The organism is Listeria cornellensis FSL F6-0969 (assembly GCF_000525855.1).
Taxonomy (GTDB): domain Bacteria; phylum Bacillota; class Bacilli; order Lactobacillales; family Listeriaceae; genus Listeria_A; species Listeria_A cornellensis.
Window position 1 is genome coordinate 53,775 of sequence record NZ_AODE01000007.1, and the last position, 19,853, is coordinate 73,627.

Below are 19,853 nucleotides of genomic sequence, written 5' to 3' on the forward strand. Positions count from 1 at the left end.
ATGAGAATGGTAGACGTAATTTCGAAAAAGCGTGATGGTAAAGAGTTAACGACCGAAGAAATCCAATTTGTAGTCGATGGTTACACGGCTGGCAAGATTCCAGATTATCAAGTCAGCGCTTTGGCTATGGCGATTTTCTTTCAAGATATGACAGACCGGGAACGCGCGGATTTAACGATGGCGATGGTCAATTCTGGTGAAACGATTGATTTGTCAGCGATTGAAGGCATCAAGGTTGATAAACACTCAACAGGTGGTGTAGGCGACACGACGACGCTTGTATTGGCACCACTTGTTGCAGCGCTTGATGTGCCAGTTGCGAAGATGTCAGGACGCGGGTTGGGCCACACAGGAGGCACAATCGATAAATTAGAAGCGATTGAAGGTTTCCACGTGGAGATCACGAAAGAACAGTTTATCGACCTTGTGAATCGCGATAAAGTAGCTGTTATCGGCCAATCTGGAAACTTAACTCCTGCTGATAAAAAATTATATGCGTTACGCGATGTTACAGGAACGGTTAATTCGATTCCGCTTATTGCGAGCTCAATTATGAGTAAGAAAATCGCAGCAGGCGCAGACGCGATCGTGTTGGACGTTAAAACGGGTGCTGGCGCATTCATGAAAACAGACAAAGATGCGGAAAATCTAGCACATGCGATGGTTCGAATTGGGAACAATGTTGGGCGCCAAACGATGGCGGTTATTTCGGACATGTCTCAGCCACTAGGTTTTGCGATTGGAAACGCTTTGGAAGTGCAAGAAGCGATTGATACGCTAAAAGGTGAAGGACCGGAAGATTTGACGGAATTAGTTTTAATTTTAGGAAGTCAAATGGTTGTTTTGGCTAAGAAAGCGAAGGACTTGGATGAAGCTCGCGCGATGTTGAAAGAAGTGATGGCGAATGGGAAGGCTTTGGCGAAGTTCAAGGACTTCTTGAATAACCAAGGCGGCGACGGCTCGATTGTCGATGATCCGAGTAAATTGCCACAAGCGAAATTCAAAATCGATGTACCAGCGAAGGAAAGCGGTGTTGTTTCTGAAATTGTGGCAGATGAAATTGGAATTGCTGCCATGCTTTTAGGAGCTGGACGCGCGACGAAAGAGGACGAGATTGACTTGGCAGTTGGCATTATGTTGCGTAAGAAAGTTGGAGATAAGGTGGAAGCTGGTGAGCCACTTGTGACGATTTACGCGAATAAGGAAGATGTAAAGGCAGTTGAGGCGAAGATTTACGAGAATATTCGAGTGAGTGATAAGGCCGTGGCGCCGAAGTTGATTCATACGATTATTACGGAATAATAGGACGAGAAAAAAGCCACCGATTGAAGAGTCTGAATCGGTGGCTTTGTTGAGGTTCTAAAAAAGCGTTGTTTGCTTTTTTAGAACCTCAATATGCAGTGGAATGAAATGAAACTACCTTCTTTGCTCTGCGTCATACTTGGGCGCCTTCGGATCCGGCTTCAACAGCCAGCCTCTCGGAAATTTCGTGGCCTCCGCAAAAGTCAAAGGAGGACTTTTACTGCGCCCTCTAACAATTTCTGTCGAGGCTAAACGGGCTGTTTCAGCACTTCGTTATACAACATAAAATATAATGCAATCATCGCTCTGTGCTACTTTATTAAAAAATGTACGCAACGCTTGGAAGTTAATTCGTAATTCTTTTTCTAACTTATCTTTCTTTGTACGCCAGTTAATCCCGTATAAACCGGCTTTCTTTAATTCTTTAAAACTATACGTCGCGACGAATTCTTCCTCTGTGATGCTAAATAAGGCATCCTTGGCCATGCGTACTTGCTCTGGGTAGATGAAGTAAACGGTGGCTAGGGAGTCGCGAATTTCATTTTCGATTTTAAGTGGAACAATATAGCCCCACGGAGTTTTCCCATTTTTTGTTTTCCCGCAAAATATATAATGAATAATCTCCCAATATTCATCTAGTGACAGAAGCATCGGTAGCGTGAAAACAGACTCATCCCCCGCTTTTATTTCTCGCATCCCTGGCTCGTCAATATAATAGTAGTACCCATGTAATCCCAATTTGTCATTCCCCTTTCAAGTTGTCCTTTGTTGGTTTTGTTGCTTGATAAAGAAGGCGATGGTAGTTACTTCACTATGATAAAGTTTATTATGCTCAATTTTAGTTGATTTGTCAACGAAATGCTTAACTGTGTAACTTTATAGTCGATAGTGGTAGAATTAAGAACAAATGTTTCTAGTTTTGGAAATTAGGGTAACATAATAAACATGCTTTTAATGACGAAATGGAAAGGGAAGTGACCCATGATACGCTTCGAAAATGTAACGAAACAATATCAAAATGGCGAACATGCCGTCAAAAATATCGATTTGGACATAATAGATGGCGAGTTTTTCGTATTGATTGGACCGAGTGGTTGCGGTAAAACGACGACGCTGAAAATGATAAACCGTCTTATTCCGCTGACAACAGGCACCATTTATATTGATGAAAAGCGAATTAGTGATTATAATATTCATGAACTGCGCTGGAATATTGGCTACGTACTGCAACAAATTGCGCTTTTCCCACATATGACGATTGAGGAAAATATCGCGATTGTACCAGAACTGAAGCAATGGGAGAAGGAAAAAACGCATGATCGGATTACCGAATTGCTAAATAGCGTTGGTCTGGACGCAGAAAGTTATCGGAACCGGAAGCCATCTGAGCTCTCTGGCGGAGAGCAGCAGCGTGTCGGTGTCGTCCGTGCTCTAGCTGCTGATCCCGAAATCATTTTAATGGATGAACCGTTCAGCGCGCTCGACCCAATCAGTCGCCAAAAATTGCAGCAAGACATAATCGTGTTACAGCGCCAAATCAAAAAAAACCATTGTGTTCGTCACGCATGATATGCAAGAAGCGCTCATGCTCGGCGATCGGATTTGTATTATGAAGGATGGGGAAGTCGTACAATGCGACACACCAAATGAAATTTTGCAAAATCCAGCGAATGAGTTTGTGCAGAATTTCTTGGAGTCAGGCAACGTGAACAAACACGTATTATCATCTAAATTTACCGTACAAGATATGGTGGAACAAGGCTATTTTGAGGCGCAAGCAATCAACGGAGTAGCCGATTTTGCGGAGCGTGTCGCGGTAGAAGTGTTACTGCAACAACTAGCAAATCAGGCATCTGTATCCGTTGAAAAAGACGGGAAACCAGTTGGCACCATCACACAACAACACGTCATCCAATTCCTGGCGAAGCAACTAGAAAGGGAGGCTGAGCGCGTATGAGTCAATTATTCGATACGTTTCAGATACGACAGGACGCTCTCTGGGCCGCTTTAGTCCAACACATTGAATTATCCTTCGTCTCGCTATTTATCGCCGTATTCATCGCTGTACCGCTTGGAATCTACTTGACGAGCCACAAGCGCGCGGCAGAACCAATTATCCAAGTGACCGCTATTTTACAAACAATTCCATCACTTGCCTTGCTAGGTTTACTTATTCCACTTGTCGGAATCGGCACAGTACCAGCGATTATTGCGCTCGTTATCTATGCCTTACTGCCAATTTTGCGGAATACATATACTGGTATTAAAGAAATTGATCCAGTTTTGATGGAAGCCGCCGAAGCAATGGGAATGAACAAATGGAAAAAATTATATAAAGTCCAATTACCGCTTGCGATGCCAGTTATTATGGCTGGAATCCGCACAGCGATGGTCTTGATCATCGGAACCGCGACACTCGCTGCTCTTATCGGAGCCGGTGGACTAGGGGATCTAATCCTACTCGGAATCGACCGCAACGACAACAGCTTAATCCTACTCGGAGCTATTCCAGCAGCCTTACTCGCGATTCTATTTGACGTCATTCTGCGCTACATGGAAAAAGCGACATTCAAACGCACACTTATCACGATCACAGGTGCACTCGTTATCACGGCGAGCATTATCATCGTACCTTATTTCACTGGTCCGCAAAAAGAACTTGTCATCGCGGGAAAACTCGGATCAGAGCCTGAAATCCTTATCAATATGTACAAACAACTCATCGAAAACGACACCGACCTCAGCGTCACTGTCAAACCGAACCTCGGCAAAACCAGTTTCGTTTACAACGCCTTAAAATCAGGCGACGTCGATATTTATCCAGAGTTCACAGGAACCGTTTTAGAAACCTTCCTCAAAGAACCAGCGAAAAATCACGATCCCGAAGCCGTGTATGAACAAGCGCGCGATGGATTGGCGAAAGAGAACATGGCATTCCTAAAACCGATGAAATATAACAACACATATGCCGTCGCGGTCGCCCCAGAATTTGCAAAAGCTTACAATCTAAAAACTATTTCCGATTTGAAAGCCGTGCAAAACGCCGTCAAAGCAGGATTCACGCTCGAATTTTCCGATCGTGACGACGGCTATAAAGGCTTACAAAGGCTATACGGTTTAAAATTCGACTCCCTAAAAACGATGGAGCCAAAACTGCGCTATTCCGCTCTGAAATCAGGCGATATCAACACGCTTGACGCCTATTCCACAGACAGCGAAATCGCTCAATACAAACTAAAAGTGCTAAAAGACGACAAACAACTATTTCCACCATATCAAGGCGCACCACTCATGCTCAAGTCAACATTAGAAAAATACCCAGAATTAAAAGCACCTCTAGAGAAATTAGCGGGTAAAATTACCGACCAAGAAATGAGTGAAATGAATTACGAAGTCAACGTCAAAGGCAAGTCAGCAGAAGAAGTAGCCAAGAACTACCTGCAAAAAGAAGGTTTGTTAAACTAAGCGAAAAGGAAGGCAAGAACTGGTGATGACTCACCGTTTCTTGCCTTCCTTTATATTAATAACCAGTTTCGACCGATGCATTCACAATATACATCAAATCATTCTTATCCGCCTTGTCCGCTAGAAAAATACCGCTCGTCGTTAGCATTCCACCTGGCATCGTTTCCACGGTGACCGTCCCATAAGGAATAATCGCCCGAATCGCCTCGCTATCAAGCAACTCTGCGTCAATCGGCAACGCCAATTTTACATTAACGACCATATTATTCAAATCCTTACCCGGCAACAAATCCTCAATCCCCGGCATCGAATTCGTAAAAATCGCATTTCTCACCGCCCGAATCGCGGCTTTCGTAATATCTTGGCCATGCACATCCACACCAAAACCAGTTTGGATAAACAATATTTTCTCCATCTCATCACGCTCCTATTTAAAGAATGCTAATCCTGGTCGTTCCTTCGCATACTGCTCTAAAATATGCGTCCAAACCTTACCTTCTGGATCATCACTTGCCGATAAAGCCGCCGCCATTTGACGCCGCTGCGCCTCCCCAAGCTCAGCCTCAATCGCAGCCCCAGCCTCCGTCAAAAACACGCAACGCACACGCTTATCCTTGGCAGAAGGCTCCATAACAATGTATCCCTTTTCCTTCAATTCTAACAACGGCTGATGTAGCGCCTGTTTCGAAACTTCGAGTAATAGCAATAACTCATTCATTTTAACACCCGGCGAATGGGCTACAAAAAATAAAATGCGATGATGCGTCCGCGTAATGCCATACTTCCCAATGAGCTATCCGCTGTTTCAACAAACGTTTTGTAAGCAAAATAAAATAGAGCGATCTGCTGATTTAATCGATCCTCTTTATCCATAATGTATCCCCTTTTTAACAAAATATAGATTCAGTATATCACATATTACGAAAAGTAGGAATACACGAAAGATGCATAAAAACAGTTATTTACGGGTATTGTCGTAAAGAAGGAGTGGATGATGATGGGAAATAAATATCAACGTATTTTAGTAGCTTTAGATGGGTCAACACAAGCCGAAATCGCCTTTTTGAAAGCAGTAGAACTTGCCAAAGCCACGGAGTCAGAACTGGGGATTGCCAGTATTGTGGACACCCGATCATTCTCGCCGAACATCTCCTATGACGGCGGATTGGAAAAAGCAGCGCATGAAGAATCAACCGCAAGGCTTGCCGAATATAAGAAGTTAGCCGAAGAAGCTGGAATTAATCAGGTACGTACGTTTCTAGAAGTTGGAAATCCGAAAACTCTACTCGCCCGTGATATTCCCGCCGAATTCGACGCGGATGTTTTGATTTGCGGTGCAACAGGCCTCAACCGCATTGAAAAAATCGTACTGGGAAGTGTCTCCGCATACGTATTACAACACGCGATTTGTGATGTACTCGTTGTACGAGAGAAGTAAAAAAAGCATGATACCAGCCGGCTCCTAATTTTGAGCTACTGATATCATGCTTTTTTTATCAATGCGTAATCTCTAAATCTTTCATTTTCTCAGGTTCATGTTTGTAGTGGAACGTAAACTGGAAGACGATCGCCAGAATCAGCGTATAAGCCGCGAAAATAAGCCAGATGGTTTGCCAATCTTTTACGCCATCAATCGTATAATAATCGACAACCATGCCACTCAAAATCGCACCAACGTAAGCACCGACACCATTTACCATCGTCATAAATAAACCTTGCGCACTCGCTCTAATATCTTTACTTACTTCCTGTTCTACGAAAATAGCACCGGAAATGTTGAAGAAATCAAATGCACAGCCGTAAACAATCATCGAAAGCAGCAGCAATACCGTACCAAATGGAGACGGATCGCCGAATGCAAACAGACCAAAGCGCAGCGTCCACGCAATCATGCTGACCAACATCACTGTTTTAATGCCATAACGTTTCAAGAAGAACGGAATTGCCAAGATAAACACAACTTCCGCCATTTGCGAAACAGACAACAGAATCGACGGATATTTTACGACCAAGCTATCCGCAAACGCTGGATTCAAGCCGAAATCGTGTAAAAACGGGTTACCAAACGTATTTGTAATCTGTAAAACTGCGCCAAGCAACATCGCAAATAGGAAGAATACCGCCATTTTCGGCTTTTTAAAAAGGACAAAAGCATTCAAACCAAGCATACTGACCCAGCCCTGATTTTTCTTTTTGTTCGTCGTTGGAATGGTCGGCATCGTTAGAGAATAAAGCGCAAGTAGGAGAGACGCGCCAGCCGCGATATAGAGTTGTATGTTACTAAGCTCAAGCCCCGCAAAGCTGATTGTCCACATTGCAATAATAAAACCAACTGTTCCAAAAACCCGAATCGGTGGGAAATTCGTCACGGTATCGAGTCCAGCTTTCTCCAGACAATAGTAGGAAACCGTGTTAGATAAGGCAAGCGTAGGCATGAAGAACATCGCGTTTACTAACATTACCCAGAACATCACGGTAGGGTCCGACACAGTAGCCGCATAAAACAGCGCCCCGGCACAGATAACATGACAAGCCGTGTACAAGTAATTCGCTTTGATCCATTTATCCGCCACAATCCCCATCAAGGTAGGCATAATCACAGCCGCGATTCCTTTAGAACTATAAACAATTCCAACCTCAACGCCCGAAAAACCAAGTGTGTTAATCATATAAGAACCGAGCGTAATCAGCCAGCTCCCCCAAATAAAGTACTGCAAAAATGACATAAAGCGAAGACGCGTTTCAATCCCCATGATGTTCTCCCTCCAAATTATAAAAACTTATTTTCGATATGATAAAAAGAAACCGTGATTAGAAACGAGAAATAATTTCGGCAACGAGTTTTAAGAAAGTTGCTTTGACACGTTCGGCTGTCTCAATTACTTCATCGTGACTAAGCGGTTGATCCAAAATACCACACGCCATGTTCGTCAAGCAAGAGATACCAACCGTTTCAATACCAGCATGGCGAGCAATCAATGCTTCTGGCACCGTTGACATTCCAACCGCATCCGCTCCAAAACCACGAATCATCCGAATTTCTGCCGGCGTTTCATATGTCGGACCAGTCCACCAAGCGTAAACACCTTCGCGCAAAGTCACGCTTTGATCCGTTGCCACGTCTTTTACAATCCCGCGTAATCGCTTACTATACACTTCTGAAACGTCCAAGAAACGCACACCAAGTTCCGGATTGTTCGGTCCCATCAACGGATTATTTGCCGTAAGATTAATATGGTCCGTGATCAACATCAAATTACCAGGATTAAAGTCTGTATTCACCGCGCCACAAGCATTCGTAATAATCAATTTCTCCACGCCAAGCGCTTTCATAACACGAACTGGGAAAGTCACTTCATCCAGCGGGAACCCTTCGTAGTAGTGGAATCTACCTTTCATCGCTACAATATTTTTGCCACCAATTTGACCGATAACAAGCTCGTTTGCATGGCCAACCGCAGCGGACTTTGCAAAATGAGGAATATCGTTGTACGGAATATGAATCGCATCCTCAATTGTGTCAGCAAATGGACCAAGCCCTGATCCTAAAATAATCCCAATCGTTGGTTTCACAGCTGTTAATCCTTGAATATAAGTAAGAGCTTCATTAATTTGTTCTGTTTTATGCATGTTATTTCCTCCTCGAAATCATTAGGCTTTTACAAAATGTTATTGTAAAAGCGCTTTCAGGATAATCTTAACACGGATGAAATAGAAAGTAAATAACTTTTTTTTCATTTTGATAAAAAGAGTCGGGAATTGCTTTTTTGTTGGGTATTTGATACATTTTTACTATACAGAGGAGGTCGTGGCCGTGGGAAGCAATATGTTGGGGGCGTTCCGAACAACGCAGAATTCAAAAATTAAGAAGTTGAAGATTCTATATAATTTGATACGAAAGCACACGTCCATCACGGTGGAAGAATTGCTTACGGAGACGGGGATGAAGCCAGCTACATGTGCGCGCTTGCTCGATGAACTGAGTAAAAATGATCTGATTAATAGCGGTGAATTAGGTGCTTCAACAGGAGGAAGAAAACCGGTTTTATACCGTATTAATCCAGGGAAATCGTATTTAATTGGCATCGAAGTCACCAATATTTACTCGACGATTGTGCTTTCTGACCTCAATTTGAAAGAGATTGGGCATAAGAAAATCAAAATGGGTGCGAAGACTTCCATTTATAGAACGCTCGATATGTTTGTGGAACAATTGCTGGATTTGCTGAGCGAACATGAGAAACAAATTGCTGAAATTCTTGGGATTGGTATTTCCATCGATGACTTATTCGATCAGGTGAACCAGAATACCGATGTGACGCCGAGTGATATTGAACATTATTTAGCCGCTAAAATCCCGACCTATATCATGGTTGGAAGTGGTGTGAATTTTGCGGCGCTCGCGGAATATCGCGTCCATTATTGGCAGACGAGCGAACGCTTTTTACTGACGACGTGCGATATTGAAATTCGTAGCGCAGAGATTGTGGCAGGCGTTGTGACATCAGGAAGTAATGGGATGACGAACGCATTTGGGCACACGATTATTGACACGAACGGTTCACGCTGTTATTGCGGTTCTTACGGTTGCCTTCATACGTACAGCTCCTTACCAGCGATTAAGGCTAAAATTCAGCACGATTTGAAGCAGGGGAAGGAGTCTATGTTGGCGAATCTCGTCGGAAATCCAGATGAGATCGATTACTTCACGATTTTTCAAGCGCTAGAACAGAACGATCCGATGTGCCAAGAAATTCTGAAAAATGCGGCTTACTATTATGGCATCGCTTTATCCAACCTGATTTTGACGACCCAACCCGACACTGTTGTTTGTGGCGGAACCCTGGTCCCAAAAGCGACATTTTTCGAGGACGTCAAAAGCACCGTGGAAGAACGACTTAAAGCCTTTCCAAAAATAAAAACAACCATTCATCCAGCGAAAGAGTCCTATGAAATAGTGGCTCAAGGCGCAGGTGGAATGGTTTTAGAAAAATTTTTAAACGAATAGAAAAATGGCGCTGCCTTAGATGCAGCGTCATTTTTTTAGCTATGAGCAAGTTCAACTTCTTTTTTATCATCCTTGTACGTGTACAAAAACCAGGCCACTTTTTTCTGGATATTGGGGTTCGCATACATCGTTCGGTGGTCATATTCAGCTCCCTTATAATAGCTTTCCAAGTAAACTTTAGCCGTATCTTTAAAAATAAGGCGCGACCCCAAAGCGCTCAGAACCGGGACGATATCGTCAGAAAAACTACCATCATCAATGTCGCTAGCAATGGATAGGACGAGCAAATCGGAATCAATTTTAGCGCGCTTATCCTTATATGTTTTCAAAAGAGGCGTCGTCACAGGAACATTGTCAAACGCCAAATCCCCATCATTATCCTCCGCATCTAAATCATTATACGGCGCACCAATCGCAACCAAACGCTCGAGTGTCGGCGTTGTCTTGGCATATTTTTGCGAGTAAGTGGACAAGACCAGCCCACCATTCGAATGCCCAACGCCATCAAATGTAGCAAAGTGATAACGTTTTTCGAGATCCTGCATGGCGATGCGAAGCCAATCTGTTTGCTCCTCAATGGTCGCATCGATACTATCTTCAAACCCAATTTGAACAATGGGATGTTTAGCATTTTTAGTAAATACACCTTGATAGGTGAGTTTGCCATCCGTTCCAATCTCAAGTTTAATCCGCTCATTAGAGAGCTTATAGTCATCGATAAACGTGTCACTGAAACCGTCAAACGTACCCGTGCTGCCACCAGTCCCATGAACGAGAATTAAGGCGGTTTCCCCAGAGAGATTTGGCAGATTTTCGAGTTCTTTTTCTGAGGCTTTTGAATTGCTACATCCCGCCAAAACGAGAAGAAGTAATCCAATGCCAAGTATCCATTTTTTCATGTGATTAAATCCTTTCTTTTTCATGTTATTTCGCTTCACTATCCAGTTTACGCCTGATTTCCCGTGCGATACATTCTACCGTGTAAAGCGCCGGAAGTTGGGATGTAATATCGGCGCCTTGATACGTTTCGCGATGAATATAGTACGGAATGTTAACGTCGGAAAGTCGTGCGATCGTTGACTTCTCACTATTTGTGATGGAGAGAATTTTGCATTGGTGGGCGTTGATATGTTGAATATATTTAATGACTTCACTCGTTTCGCCGGAGACCGAGACCGCGATGATGCACAGTTTCCCAGAAAGCCCTTTAGAAAGGTGATTGAACGGGTGATTCAGCGGGTCTTCAATGTGCAGAGCGAGCGTAAATAACGAGGAAAAATACAGCGCGCCATATTCTGCGACAATGCCAGACGAACCGACACCCACAAATAAGACCAGCTCCGCATCTTTCAATAATTCAGCGGCTTGCGCAATTCGCGACTTAAATTCCGCCTGTGATGTTCGCTTCAAAAAATCAATATATGTTGTTTCATCCGCCAAGTCCACCTGCGTAGCACTCGATTGTTCCGCATACATCCGTAAACGCACCCGAAACTCCGAAAAACCACTGCATTCAAACTTACGGCAAAATCGTAAAATCGTCGCTGTACTAACATGTGTTGCATCCGCTAAATCGCGAATCCGCATCAAACTCACTTTGTCTAAATTGGCAGTGACATACTTGTAAATCATCATGTCCACATCGCTCAATTCAGGCGTTTTATCCAAAAATAGCACAACGTTTCGACCTCCTATATGAATTAGCCTACAATCAAAAGTCTAGCATATAACATCTTACGTTACAACCTGTTACTTTCACGACACAAATTTCATCTTTGCAAACGCTTTTCTAAATGGTGGCGCGCTATATCAATTCGAATTGGCGCATACTATAATGAAAACAAGAAAGCGCTATCTTTTTTTGTGATTTTTTGAAGTAAACGAAGTGAGTTATAGTCTTTATAATTTAAAAAGGTGAGGAGAAAAGACAATGAATAAGTTTTACGCATTTTTAGAAAATCGTTTGGCGCCAGTCGCAGCGAAATTATCGGCGCAACGGCATTTAGCATCGGTTCGTGACGGTATCATGTTAGCCATGCCCTTTTTTAATTATTGGTTCTGTTTTTATGATTATTCAATATTTGCCGATTCCAGGTTACGAAGACTTTATGGCGAATATTTTTGGTTCCGAGTGGCAGGTCAAGCTCGGTTATCCCGTCGAAGCTTCCTACAATATTATGGCGATTTTAGCCTGTTTTGGCGTCGCTTACCGGCTTGCCGAGAAATATAAAACAGCAGATCCATTGATGAGCGGAGCGGTTGCGCTTGTTAGTTTTATCCTAACGATTCCGCAAATCACGTCCTTCACACCAGAAGGTAGCAAAACGGCATACGATGTTGGCGGTGTCATCCCAACGATTCTTACCGGGAGTCAAGGTCTGTTCGTCGCAATCGTTATAGCCCTCGGTGCCACAGAGATTTTCCGCGTTATTTTCGAGAAAAACTGGGTTATCAAAATGCCAGATGGCGTACCAGAAGCCGTCGGAAAATCGTTTATTGCCCTGATTCCAGGATTTATCACGATTACCACGGTCTGGATATTACGCCTACTCATTGAATTAACGCCATTTTCAAGCATCAATGAAATCATTTCGACAGTCATCGGAATCCCCATGCATTACATCGGTAGCACATTACCAGGCATGATTGTAACCGTTATCATCATTGCGCTACTTTGGAGCATTGGTTTACACGGTGACGCCATCATCGGCGCCTTCACAAATCCCGTTTGGCTCGCCAATATGGACGAAAACCGTGCTGCATTCCAAGCCGGCAAAGAATTACCGAACATCGTTACGCAACAATTTTACGAACTTTGGATTGTGCCCGGCGGAACAGGCGCTTTGCTAGGCCTCGTTATCCTACTATTCTGGCGCGCGAAAAGTAAGCAAATGAAGCAGCTCGCCAAAATTTCCGGACCAGCGAGCGTATTTAACATCAGCGAACCAATCGTTTTCGGTGTTCCAATCGTTTTGAATCCCTATTTCATCATTCCATTCGTGCTTACACCAGTACTTCTCGTGATCATGACCTATTTCGGCATGGAATCCGGCCTTGTCGCAAAACCAGCCGGCATCGCGCTTCCGTGGACCACACCGCCAATCATCAGTGGCTTCCTAGCAACCGGCGGCAAAATCTCCGGCTCCATCATGCAAATCATCAATATCCTCGTTGCTATGCTCATCTACTGGCCGTTTTTCAAAGTCTGGGATGCGCAGAAATATAAAGAAGAACAAGCCTTAACTAATGAAAAAGTTAGGAGTCCTAAAGCATGAAAAAATCATTGAAAATCGCGACAATTGGTGGTGGTTCAAGCTACACACCCGAACTAATCGAAGGCTTCATCAGCCGCTACGACGAATTACCAATCAGCGAATTATGGCTCGTTGATGTCGAAGAAGGCCGTGAAAAACTAGAAATCGTAGGCGCATTGGCAAAACGAATGGTCGAAAAAGCTGGCGTCCCAATTCAGATTCACCTCACTATGGATCGCGAAAGAGCTCTAAAAGACGCCGATTTTGTAACGACACAATTTCGCGTTGGGCGTCTCGAAGCCCGGATGCTAGACGAAAGTATTCCACTAAAATACGATGTTATCGGACAAGAAACAAACGGCCCCGGCGGACTTTTCAAAGGATTGCGGACGATTCCAGTTATCCTCGACATTTGCCGTGACATCGAGCGCCTATGCCCAGACGCCTGGCTTGTCAATTTTACAAATCCAGCAGGAATGGTCACCGAAGCCGTGTTGCGCTACAGCAATATCACGAAAGTCGTCGGATTATGCAACGGTCCAATCGGCATCGAAAAAGGCATCGCGAAAGAACTCGGCGTCGACACATCACGCATCTACGTCGAATTCGCAGGCCTCAACCACATGGTCTTCGCTAAAAACATCTATCTCGACGGCCAAAACGTCACACCCACCGTTATGGAAAAAATGACAAAAAAACGAAGACGGCATCTCCCTAAAAAATATCGCAGACGTCGGCTGGGACCCGCTATTTTTAAATACGCTCGGCATGGTCCCAATCGGCTATTTACGCTATTACTACCAAACTTCCATCATGCTCGCCGAACAAAAAGCCGCCGTTGCCAAAGAAGGAACCCGAGCAGAAGTCGTGAAACGCGTCGAGACTGAACTTTTCGAGCTATATAAAAATCTCGATCTGGCCGAAAAACCGAAGCAACTCGAACAACGCGGAGGAGCCTATTACAGTGAAGCCGCTTGCAATTTAATCCATTCCATTTATAATGATAAGCGAGACATCCAAACCGTGAACACACGCAACAATGGTGCTATTACTGGGATTGACCCGGATTCCGCCGTCGAAGTAAACTGTGTGATTACCCGTCAAGGCCCAATTCCACTAACAACCGGTCCACTTCCAATCGCAGTAAACGGCCTCGTCCAGTCCATTAAGTCGTTCGAGCGTCTAGCTGCAGAAGCCGCGGTGACAGGCGATTACAACACAGCATTACTCGCGATGACCATCAACCCACTCGTGCCAAGTGATGAGATTGCACACCAACTTTTAGATGAGTTACTCGAGGCACACCAAGCGTATTTACCACAATTCAATAAATAAAGAGAGGAAGATGGAACCAAGATGAACGCATTAAATTTGAAAGTACTACCAGATTATGAAACGATGAGTGACGCAGCAACAGAGCTTGTCATCGAAACATTCAAACAAGCACCAGAAAGCCTATACTGTTTTGCCGGAGGGGACACGCCAGTTGGCACATTACGCCGACTCGTTGCCGCCCACAAATCTGGTGAAATCGACTTGCAAAAAGCTTATTTTGTAGAGCTTGACGAATGGGTAGGCTTAGACGGAGACGACGAAGGAAGCTGCCTGAACTACCTCAAAACCGAACTATTTGGCCCAGCTGAAATCGATTCATCACATTACCACTACTTCCACGCCAAGTCCACAGAACTCGAAGGCGAATGCCGCGCAGCAGACCTGTTTATCAAAAAGCGCGACGGACTCGAACTCATCCTACTCGGCGTAGGGGTCAACGGTCATCTCGGCTTCAACGAACCAGGCGTCAGCTTCGAAAACCACGCCCACATCATCGACCTTGACAGCACCACACAAAACGTCGGACAAAAATACTTCACAAAAGAAGTCGACCGCACAAAAGGCATCACGCTGGGCATAAAGCACATCCTCGAAGCAAAAACAGCCATCCTAGTTGCAAACGGTGAGAAAAAACAAACCGCAATCTCTCATTTACTAGGAGAAAAAGTGACAGATGAATGGCCAGTAACAGTACTCAGAAAACACGACAATGCTCACATATTTATCGATAAACTAGCCCTTGTATAATGTGAAAAAACTTGCGTTGAAATAAACGAACGCAAGTTTTTTATGTAAAAATTGAGTATTTTCCTAATATGTAGTATTCTAAAGGTAGAAATCACATGCAAAAAATTTTACATATATCATTATCAAATACAGAACTGCGAAAAGGGAGAAAAGATCGAAATGGAGAGAAAAGACAATCTGGATTTGTTAAGATGCTTATCGATTTTAATGGTAATAATCATCCACGTATCAGCCACATATCTACTTGGAAACGCCGCTAAAATGAACACAAACTTTGCTATCGCCAATTTTTACGATTCGATATCGCGCACCGCTGTGCCACTATTCGTACTATTAAGTGGCTACTTTACGTTGCGCAAGAGCAAAAATCTAAAAACCTACTTCAAAAAACTAACATTAGGTCTAATCATTCCAACACTCGTTTGGATGGTGCTCTACGAAGTATTTGAATTTCTAAATGCAGGCGGCTGGAACGGCTTTATCCAATTCGTAAAAGACGGCGGATTATGGGGGTCATTCGACAACCTATTCCTAAACAATCTAGGCCGACATCTCTGGTTCATGCCAATGTTTATTGGTTTGCAAATTCTAGCGCCACTACTCATCTTTATCCGAAAACAAATCGGCGAAGTAGCTTTCTTCATTCTCGGCCTATTGTTCCTAGCGATTGGACTATTCGAAGCCTTTTTCGCATTCCGAGGAACCGACATGGTTATCGCTAATGTATTCAGTTGCGTACTCTACCTTGGCTATTTCATCCTTGGCTACAGCTTACCAAAAACCATCCTATCCCGATTTAAAAAAATAATCTGGTTCGTAACCTTCGCACTTAGCACAGCAGCGATTTATATTTTCACCAATTGGGCGATCGGTAATATCAAAGAAATCAGCTTTAAACCACTCTACTTCTATGACTACCTATCCATTTTCGTTGTTATCGGAGCTATTTCACTCTTCATGCTGTTCACAAAAATCCAAATCCAGAATCAAGGCTTACAAAAAAATATCGCGTAGCATCACACCACACATCTTCTTCATCTATTTCGTACATCTCATCGTACTGCGCTACGTCACACGATTCTTCGCAGAAATAATGCCAATAGAAAATCACCTATCGTGGGCCATTCCGCTCATGAGCATTATCATTTTCATCCTATCCTACATCATTAGCCTACTATTCAGCGCGTTAAAATCACTGTTCGTAAAAAAGCAACAACCGGGGACACTAGACTATAAAATGACGAACTCCCCAATAGAAAAAATATAATAAAAAGAGTTTGAGTATCGTTCCTAATTAGGACGCGCACTCAAACTCTTTGCTATTTCACCGTTACATAAATTGTTTTTTCCGTCGTAAACCCGTAAAAATTCGAAGCCGTATACGTTACGAAATATTTGCCAGGAACATCCGAATTTAAATCACTACTTTTCACGTGTAAGAAAATTCGAATATCACCAGCAAGTTCATCAAACGCAGATACATTCGTCCAATAATCGAAAAATTTTCCACGAGTAATGGTGGCATCTTCCACTTCGATAATCGGTCTCGCAACGACATTCACTTCCACGCGACGCTCTTTCCAACGACCATCACCAGCAATGGCGCGATACGTTACATGATACGTCCCAACTTTACGTGTATCCACATCATTTTCAGTCACGAAAATGGAATTTGTTAAATCCATATGATTGTCATCATCATACGCAGTTAAAGAAATCGGTGGCATCATTGGATCAAAATCGCTATGCTTCTCAATGAAATACCGGTGCGCATGCAAAGAAATACCTTTAATACGATCACTGCCAGAAATCGCAAGTTTATTCTTATGCGGAATGGTTTTCGCTTTTGCCGAATGGTGGGCAAGACTTGCAGGAAGGACAAGCATTAGAGCGGATGTAACGAGGGCAGTTGTGGTCATTTTTTTATACATTGTGTGTTCACTCCTAAGTTATCTTATACACTTATTATACAGTAAAATGGCATTAAATAGTGTTAAAAAATGAACAAAAATATGACGATATTGTGTACGTTTCGACATAAAAATAAGTTTGGGCACTATTTTTAATGTGTGGCGTTTCCATGTTTTTTGAAGTGTCATAACTAGGAGTCGAAAGTTTTAGATGAACCCAATATTAGCAAGGTTTTCTAGTGGATTAATGGGAGAAATGCGCGACAATGGTTCTCCCATATTTACATATATAAGAAAAAAGATATTGCTTCCCCATGTATAATATGCTACATTTTAGTTGAGCTGTATTGCTAGTAGCAAGGAGCACAATTACAAACAGAAAAGGGGATTAACAAGATGAAAAAGGGACTATCACGAGTACTATTAGTCATGATCGCCATTGCGATGATCGTGTCTACGATTCCAGCATATGAACCGCATGCGGAACAAGGCGTACCACCAACAGAAACAACAGAAGTTGTCGAGGAACCAACTGAAAATGAGGAACAACAAGATGCACAAGTGACAGCGGTGGAAGAGACAGAAGTACCTTCCGTGAAGGAAGATGGGATTGGAAAGATCCTTACTATGATACCGTAAGAAGAACGAGAAGCGTTGCGCCAGAGAAACCAGAAAATGCAACGATTAAAACCGTGTCGAATGGTGTTGGAACAGGGACAGGTGCGATGAACTTGTCATGGAAAGCGATGCCAGGCGCAACGGGTTATAAAGTGATTATTGGAAACGGCTATAACTACGAGTATTTTACGGTAGGAAATGTGACATCCTGGACGACGAAAGGCAAAGGTATTTTTCCTACCAAAGCAGAGTTAGACAAGGGATTGTATCGCTTCCATACCGATGGAAAAGGAACCGAATTTGCGAATGATCCGACGCAGCTATACGAGAATACCTTCAAAGCAGGGACGACGTGGACATTGCGCTGTCAAAAGAAATATATTGTGCGCGTTTTAGCGACGTATACGAGTGGCGATGGGCCAACATCGGATATTACAGAAGCCGTGATGCCACCAGAAACGTTACCAGCGAAACCAGAGAAATCGACCATCAAAACGACATCGAGTGGTGCAGGAACGGGAACGGGGCATATGGATATTACTTGGCAAGCAGTGCCAGGTGCTATTGATTATAAAGTAGTCATCGGGAATGGCTACAACTACGAATATTTTAATACAGGGAATGTGACTAATTGGTCAACCAAAGGAAAGAATATATTCCCAACACAAGCGGAAATAGCGAATAAACAATACAAGTTCCACCAAGATGGCAAAGGTGTAGAATTTGCGAGTGATCCACGTGCATTATATGAAAACGGCTACCAAGCAGGAAGTACGTTTGGCTTACGTAACCAGAAGAAATACATCGTGCGTATTCTAGCTGTTTACCCATGGGGAGACGGTCCAACATCGGATATCACGGATGCGACGATGCCAATCGAGCAAATGGCAAAACCGACGGTAACGAGTTATCGTTCAGAAGAGGATGCAAGTAAAGGGTATTTGGATGTCAGTTGGCAACCAGTTGCGGATGCCATTTCCTATAAAGTTGGGCTGTTCAACGGGTTTAACTACCAATACGTAAACGTAGGTAAAACAACGAACTGGAGTACCAAAGGGAAGAAATTATGGGCATCTGACCAAGAAATTGCAAATGGACGTTATCAATTGCATGTAGATGGCACAGGTAGTGAAGTACCAATGGACCCTATGAGAACATATACAGCAGCGAACAAGGCGAACCCCAGTGTGAACTACAGTGACCGTCTATTCTATTATACTCGTGTAGTTGCGGTATTTGAAAATAGTGAAAGTCCGGTTTCTGATGCTGGAACAACGACCATGCCTTTCGATAGCATGTCAAATCTAACTATTTCAGCGGCAGGTATTAATCAAGAGGACGGACTAATAGATGTTTATTGGGATGAAATGGTTCTAGCTGCTGGGTATAAATTTTGGATTTTCAATGGATTAAACTATATTGCATATGATGTGAAGAAAAACACTGAATGGCATTCAGAAAATCAGTTCATCTGGCCAACGAAAGCTGAAATTGCAGAGGGAAAAGGCATTCTTCACATGGATAACACTGGAAAAGATTTGTCTCTTGCCCCAAGTGAGGTTTATGCATTAAATAGTAATAACTATGCAGGGAACAATGCATATTTTAGTAGAGTCACTGCGTATGATAATGAAGGTAAAACAATAGCGTTTAGTCAAAATGAAACAATGAGTATTGAACCAGCAGATGAGACGATCGATCCAGAAATTCAAGCTGAGTATGAACAGGTAGAAAAAGAGTTAGAACCATATTTGATATCTGGTGAGGACGGTAATGTAATGGTGGATAGCCAAAAATTGGCTGACAGTGGGGCATCAGAAATAACAGCAGAAGTAGCTGATGAGCTTAATCAATTTAGTCAAAGCCAGCAAGCTGGTGCTGATGGAGGAGTACAAGCGAGAGGTTGGAAAGTATATGGGAATTGGTGTGGACCAAAACATGGTGGTGGCAGACCGATAGATTACTTAGATTCAATTTGTAAATCACATGATTTGTGCTACGCTGATAGAGGATACTTTGCATGTTCGTGCGATAAGACGTTAATTAAAAGAATTGATCAGTACGCAAAAAAAAATGAAATGGAAGGAAAGGTTGGCGGCGTATGCAGTTAAAACCTATTTCAAGCATGCTCCATGTAAACCTTGGGCATAATTATGAATAAAAGAAGTGAAAAGACATTGAAAATAATGTCAGCTAGCTGTGTTTTCCTAAGTA

15 protein-coding genes and 4 pseudogenes are annotated in these 19,853 nt (G+C 43.1%); 11 read left to right on the top strand and 8 right to left on the bottom strand.

The genetic code is table 11. The features are described 5' to 3' along the window. Positions 1–1,302 carry a pyrimidine-nucleoside phosphorylase gene (locus tag PCORN_RS02730; RefSeq protein WP_036077326.1) on the top strand — a complete coding sequence of 434 codons (1,302 nt, stop codon included), beginning with the start codon at positions 1–3 and terminating at the stop codon, positions 1,300–1,302. A gap of 273 nt (positions 1,303–1,575) precedes the next feature. Here the strand turns inward: PCORN_RS02730 and PCORN_RS02735 are convergent, their stop codons facing one another. Continuing rightward, positions 1,576–2,040 carry a DUF1877 family protein gene (locus tag PCORN_RS02735; RefSeq protein ID WP_036077328.1) on the bottom strand — a complete coding sequence of 155 codons (465 nt, stop codon included), beginning with the start codon at positions 2,038–2,040 and terminating at the stop codon, positions 1,576–1,578. Positions 2,041–2,283: 243 nt separating this feature from the next. On the opposite strand from PCORN_RS02735, the pseudogene PCORN_RS02740 reads away from it, so the two are divergent. Both PCORN_RS02740 and PCORN_RS02745 read left to right on the top strand, forming a co-directional pair. Next, positions 2,284–3,259, top strand: a pseudogene (locus PCORN_RS02740) (ABC transporter ATP-binding protein). Beyond that, positions 3,256–4,767 (top strand): ABC transporter permease/substrate-binding protein, encoded by a 1,512-nt coding sequence (locus PCORN_RS02745; protein WP_036077329.1) that lies wholly within the window; start codon positions 3,256–3,258, stop codon positions 4,765–4,767. Before PCORN_RS02740 ends, PCORN_RS02745 begins: the two are co-directional and overlap by 4 nt. A gap of 55 nt (positions 4,768–4,822) precedes the next feature. Here the strand turns inward: PCORN_RS02745 and PCORN_RS02750 are convergent, their stop codons facing one another. Continuing rightward, on the bottom strand, positions 4,823–5,182 hold the full coding sequence (locus PCORN_RS02750; RefSeq protein ID WP_036077332.1) for a Lin0512 family protein: 360 nt from the start codon (positions 5,180–5,182) through the stop codon (positions 4,823–4,825). Between the two features lie 12 nt (positions 5,183–5,194). After that, positions 5,195–5,640 (bottom strand): annotated as a pseudogene (locus tag PCORN_RS02755) (MarR family winged helix-turn-helix transcriptional regulator). Between the two features lie 124 nt (positions 5,641–5,764). Between PCORN_RS02755 and PCORN_RS02760 the strand changes: the two are divergent. Continuing rightward, positions 5,765–6,205 (top strand): universal stress protein, encoded by a 441-nt coding sequence (locus PCORN_RS02760; RefSeq protein WP_036077336.1) that lies wholly within the window; start codon positions 5,765–5,767, stop codon positions 6,203–6,205. A 58-nt stretch (positions 6,206–6,263) separates the two neighbouring features. Here PCORN_RS02760 and PCORN_RS02765 read toward each other — a convergent pair whose 3' ends face one another. Then, entirely contained in the window at positions 6,264–7,520 is a 1,257-nt protein-coding gene (locus tag PCORN_RS02765) for a nucleoside permease (protein WP_036077338.1), read from the bottom strand. Positions 7,521–7,578: 58 nt separating this feature from the next. Next, positions 7,579–8,397 (bottom strand): purine-nucleoside phosphorylase, encoded by an 819-nt coding sequence (locus tag PCORN_RS02770; RefSeq protein WP_036077340.1) that lies wholly within the window; start codon positions 8,395–8,397, stop codon positions 7,579–7,581. A gap of 184 nt (positions 8,398–8,581) precedes the next feature. Between PCORN_RS02770 and PCORN_RS02775 the strand changes: the two genes are divergently transcribed. Then, complete coding sequence (locus PCORN_RS02775) at positions 8,582–9,775, top strand: ROK family protein (protein ID WP_174391356.1); 1,194 nt, start codon at positions 8,582–8,584, stop codon at positions 9,773–9,775. A gap of 35 nt (positions 9,776–9,810) precedes the next feature. On the opposite strand, the gene PCORN_RS02780 is transcribed toward PCORN_RS02775, so the two are convergent. Both PCORN_RS02780 and PCORN_RS02785 read right to left on the bottom strand, forming a co-directional pair. Then, positions 9,811–10,674 carry an alpha/beta hydrolase gene (locus PCORN_RS02780; RefSeq protein ID WP_036077380.1) on the bottom strand — a complete coding sequence of 288 codons (864 nt, stop codon included), beginning with the start codon at positions 10,672–10,674 and terminating at the stop codon, positions 9,811–9,813. A 25-nt stretch (positions 10,675–10,699) separates the two neighbouring features. Next, positions 10,700–11,452, bottom strand: a complete 753-nt coding sequence (locus PCORN_RS02785) for a MurR/RpiR family transcriptional regulator (RefSeq protein WP_036077341.1) — start codon at positions 11,450–11,452, stop codon at positions 10,700–10,702. A 253-nt stretch (positions 11,453–11,705) separates the two neighbouring features. Between PCORN_RS02785 and celB the strand changes: the two are divergent. The 4 genes and pseudogenes from celB to PCORN_RS02805 all read left to right on the top strand — a co-directional run bounded on the left by celB (position 11,706) and on the right by PCORN_RS02805 (position 16,125). Then, positions 11,706–13,050: pseudogene (celB, locus tag PCORN_RS02790) on the top strand (PTS cellobiose transporter subunit IIC). Further along, positions 13,047–14,364: pseudogene (locus PCORN_RS02795) on the top strand (6-phospho-beta-glucosidase). The pseudogenes celB and PCORN_RS02795 overlap by 4 nt, the downstream one beginning before the upstream one ends. Positions 14,365–14,385: 21 nt before the next feature. Then, positions 14,386–15,111 (top strand): glucosamine-6-phosphate deaminase, encoded by a 726-nt coding sequence (locus PCORN_RS02800; RefSeq protein ID WP_036077342.1) that lies wholly within the window; start codon positions 14,386–14,388, stop codon positions 15,109–15,111. 159 nt (positions 15,112–15,270) lie between these two features. Continuing rightward, on the top strand, positions 15,271–16,125 hold the full coding sequence (locus PCORN_RS02805) for an acyltransferase (protein WP_036077344.1): 855 nt from the start codon (positions 15,271–15,273) through the stop codon (positions 16,123–16,125). A gap of 305 nt (positions 16,126–16,430) precedes the next feature. Here the strand turns inward: PCORN_RS02805 and PCORN_RS02810 are convergent, their stop codons facing one another. Continuing rightward, the gene (locus PCORN_RS02810; protein ID WP_036077346.1) at positions 16,431–17,042 is read right to left on the bottom strand and encodes an immunoglobulin-like domain-containing protein; all 612 of its coding nucleotides are present in this window, start codon (positions 17,040–17,042) and stop codon (positions 16,431–16,433) included. A gap of 375 nt (positions 17,043–17,417) precedes the next feature. On the opposite strand from PCORN_RS02810, the gene PCORN_RS02815 reads away from it, so the two are divergent. Both PCORN_RS02815 and PCORN_RS02820 read left to right on the top strand, forming a co-directional pair. After that, positions 17,418–17,660, top strand: coding sequence for a hypothetical protein (locus PCORN_RS02815; protein WP_036077349.1), 243 nt, complete (start codon positions 17,418–17,420; stop codon positions 17,658–17,660). A 53-nt stretch (positions 17,661–17,713) separates the two neighbouring features. Then, positions 17,714–19,750, top strand: coding sequence for a phospholipase A2 family protein (locus tag PCORN_RS02820; protein WP_036077351.1), 2,037 nt, complete (start codon positions 17,714–17,716; stop codon positions 19,748–19,750). Positions 19,751–19,853 lie beyond the last annotated feature (103 nt).

Bases quoted from the DNA above. Each gene is read 5' to 3' on its own strand.
- PCORN_RS02815 (WP_036077349.1), top strand. From the start codon at position 17,418: ATGAAAAAGGGACTATCACGAGTACTATTAGTCATGATCGCCATTGCG.
- PCORN_RS02800 (WP_036077342.1), top strand. From the start codon at position 14,386: ATGAACGCATTAAATTTGAAAGTACTACCAGATTATGAAACGATGAGT.
- PCORN_RS02805 (WP_036077344.1), top strand. From the start codon at position 15,271: ATGGAGAGAAAAGACAATCTGGATTTGTTAAGATGCTTATCGATTTTA.
- PCORN_RS02810 (WP_036077346.1), bottom strand. From the start codon at position 17,042: ATGTATAAAAAAATGACCACAACTGCCCTCGTTACATCCGCTCTAATG.
- PCORN_RS02765 (WP_036077338.1), bottom strand. From the start codon at position 7,520: ATGGGGATTGAAACGCGTCTTCGCTTTATGTCATTTTTGCAGTACTTT.
- PCORN_RS02750 (WP_036077332.1), bottom strand. From the start codon at position 5,182: ATGGAGAAAATATTGTTTATCCAAACTGGTTTTGGTGTGGATGTGCAT.
- PCORN_RS02745 (WP_036077329.1), top strand. From the start codon at position 3,256: ATGAGTCAATTATTCGATACGTTTCAGATACGACAGGACGCTCTCTGG.
- PCORN_RS02770 (WP_036077340.1), bottom strand. From the start codon at position 8,397: ATGCATAAAACAGAACAAATTAATGAAGCTCTTACTTATATTCAAGGA.
- PCORN_RS02730 (WP_036077326.1), top strand. From the start codon at position 1: ATGAGAATGGTAGACGTAATTTCGAAAAAGCGTGATGGTAAAGAGTTA.
- PCORN_RS02760 (WP_036077336.1), top strand. From the start codon at position 5,765: ATGGGAAATAAATATCAACGTATTTTAGTAGCTTTAGATGGGTCAACA.
- PCORN_RS02780 (WP_036077380.1), bottom strand. From the start codon at position 10,674: ATGAAAAAATGGATACTTGGCATTGGATTACTTCTTCTCGTTTTGGCG.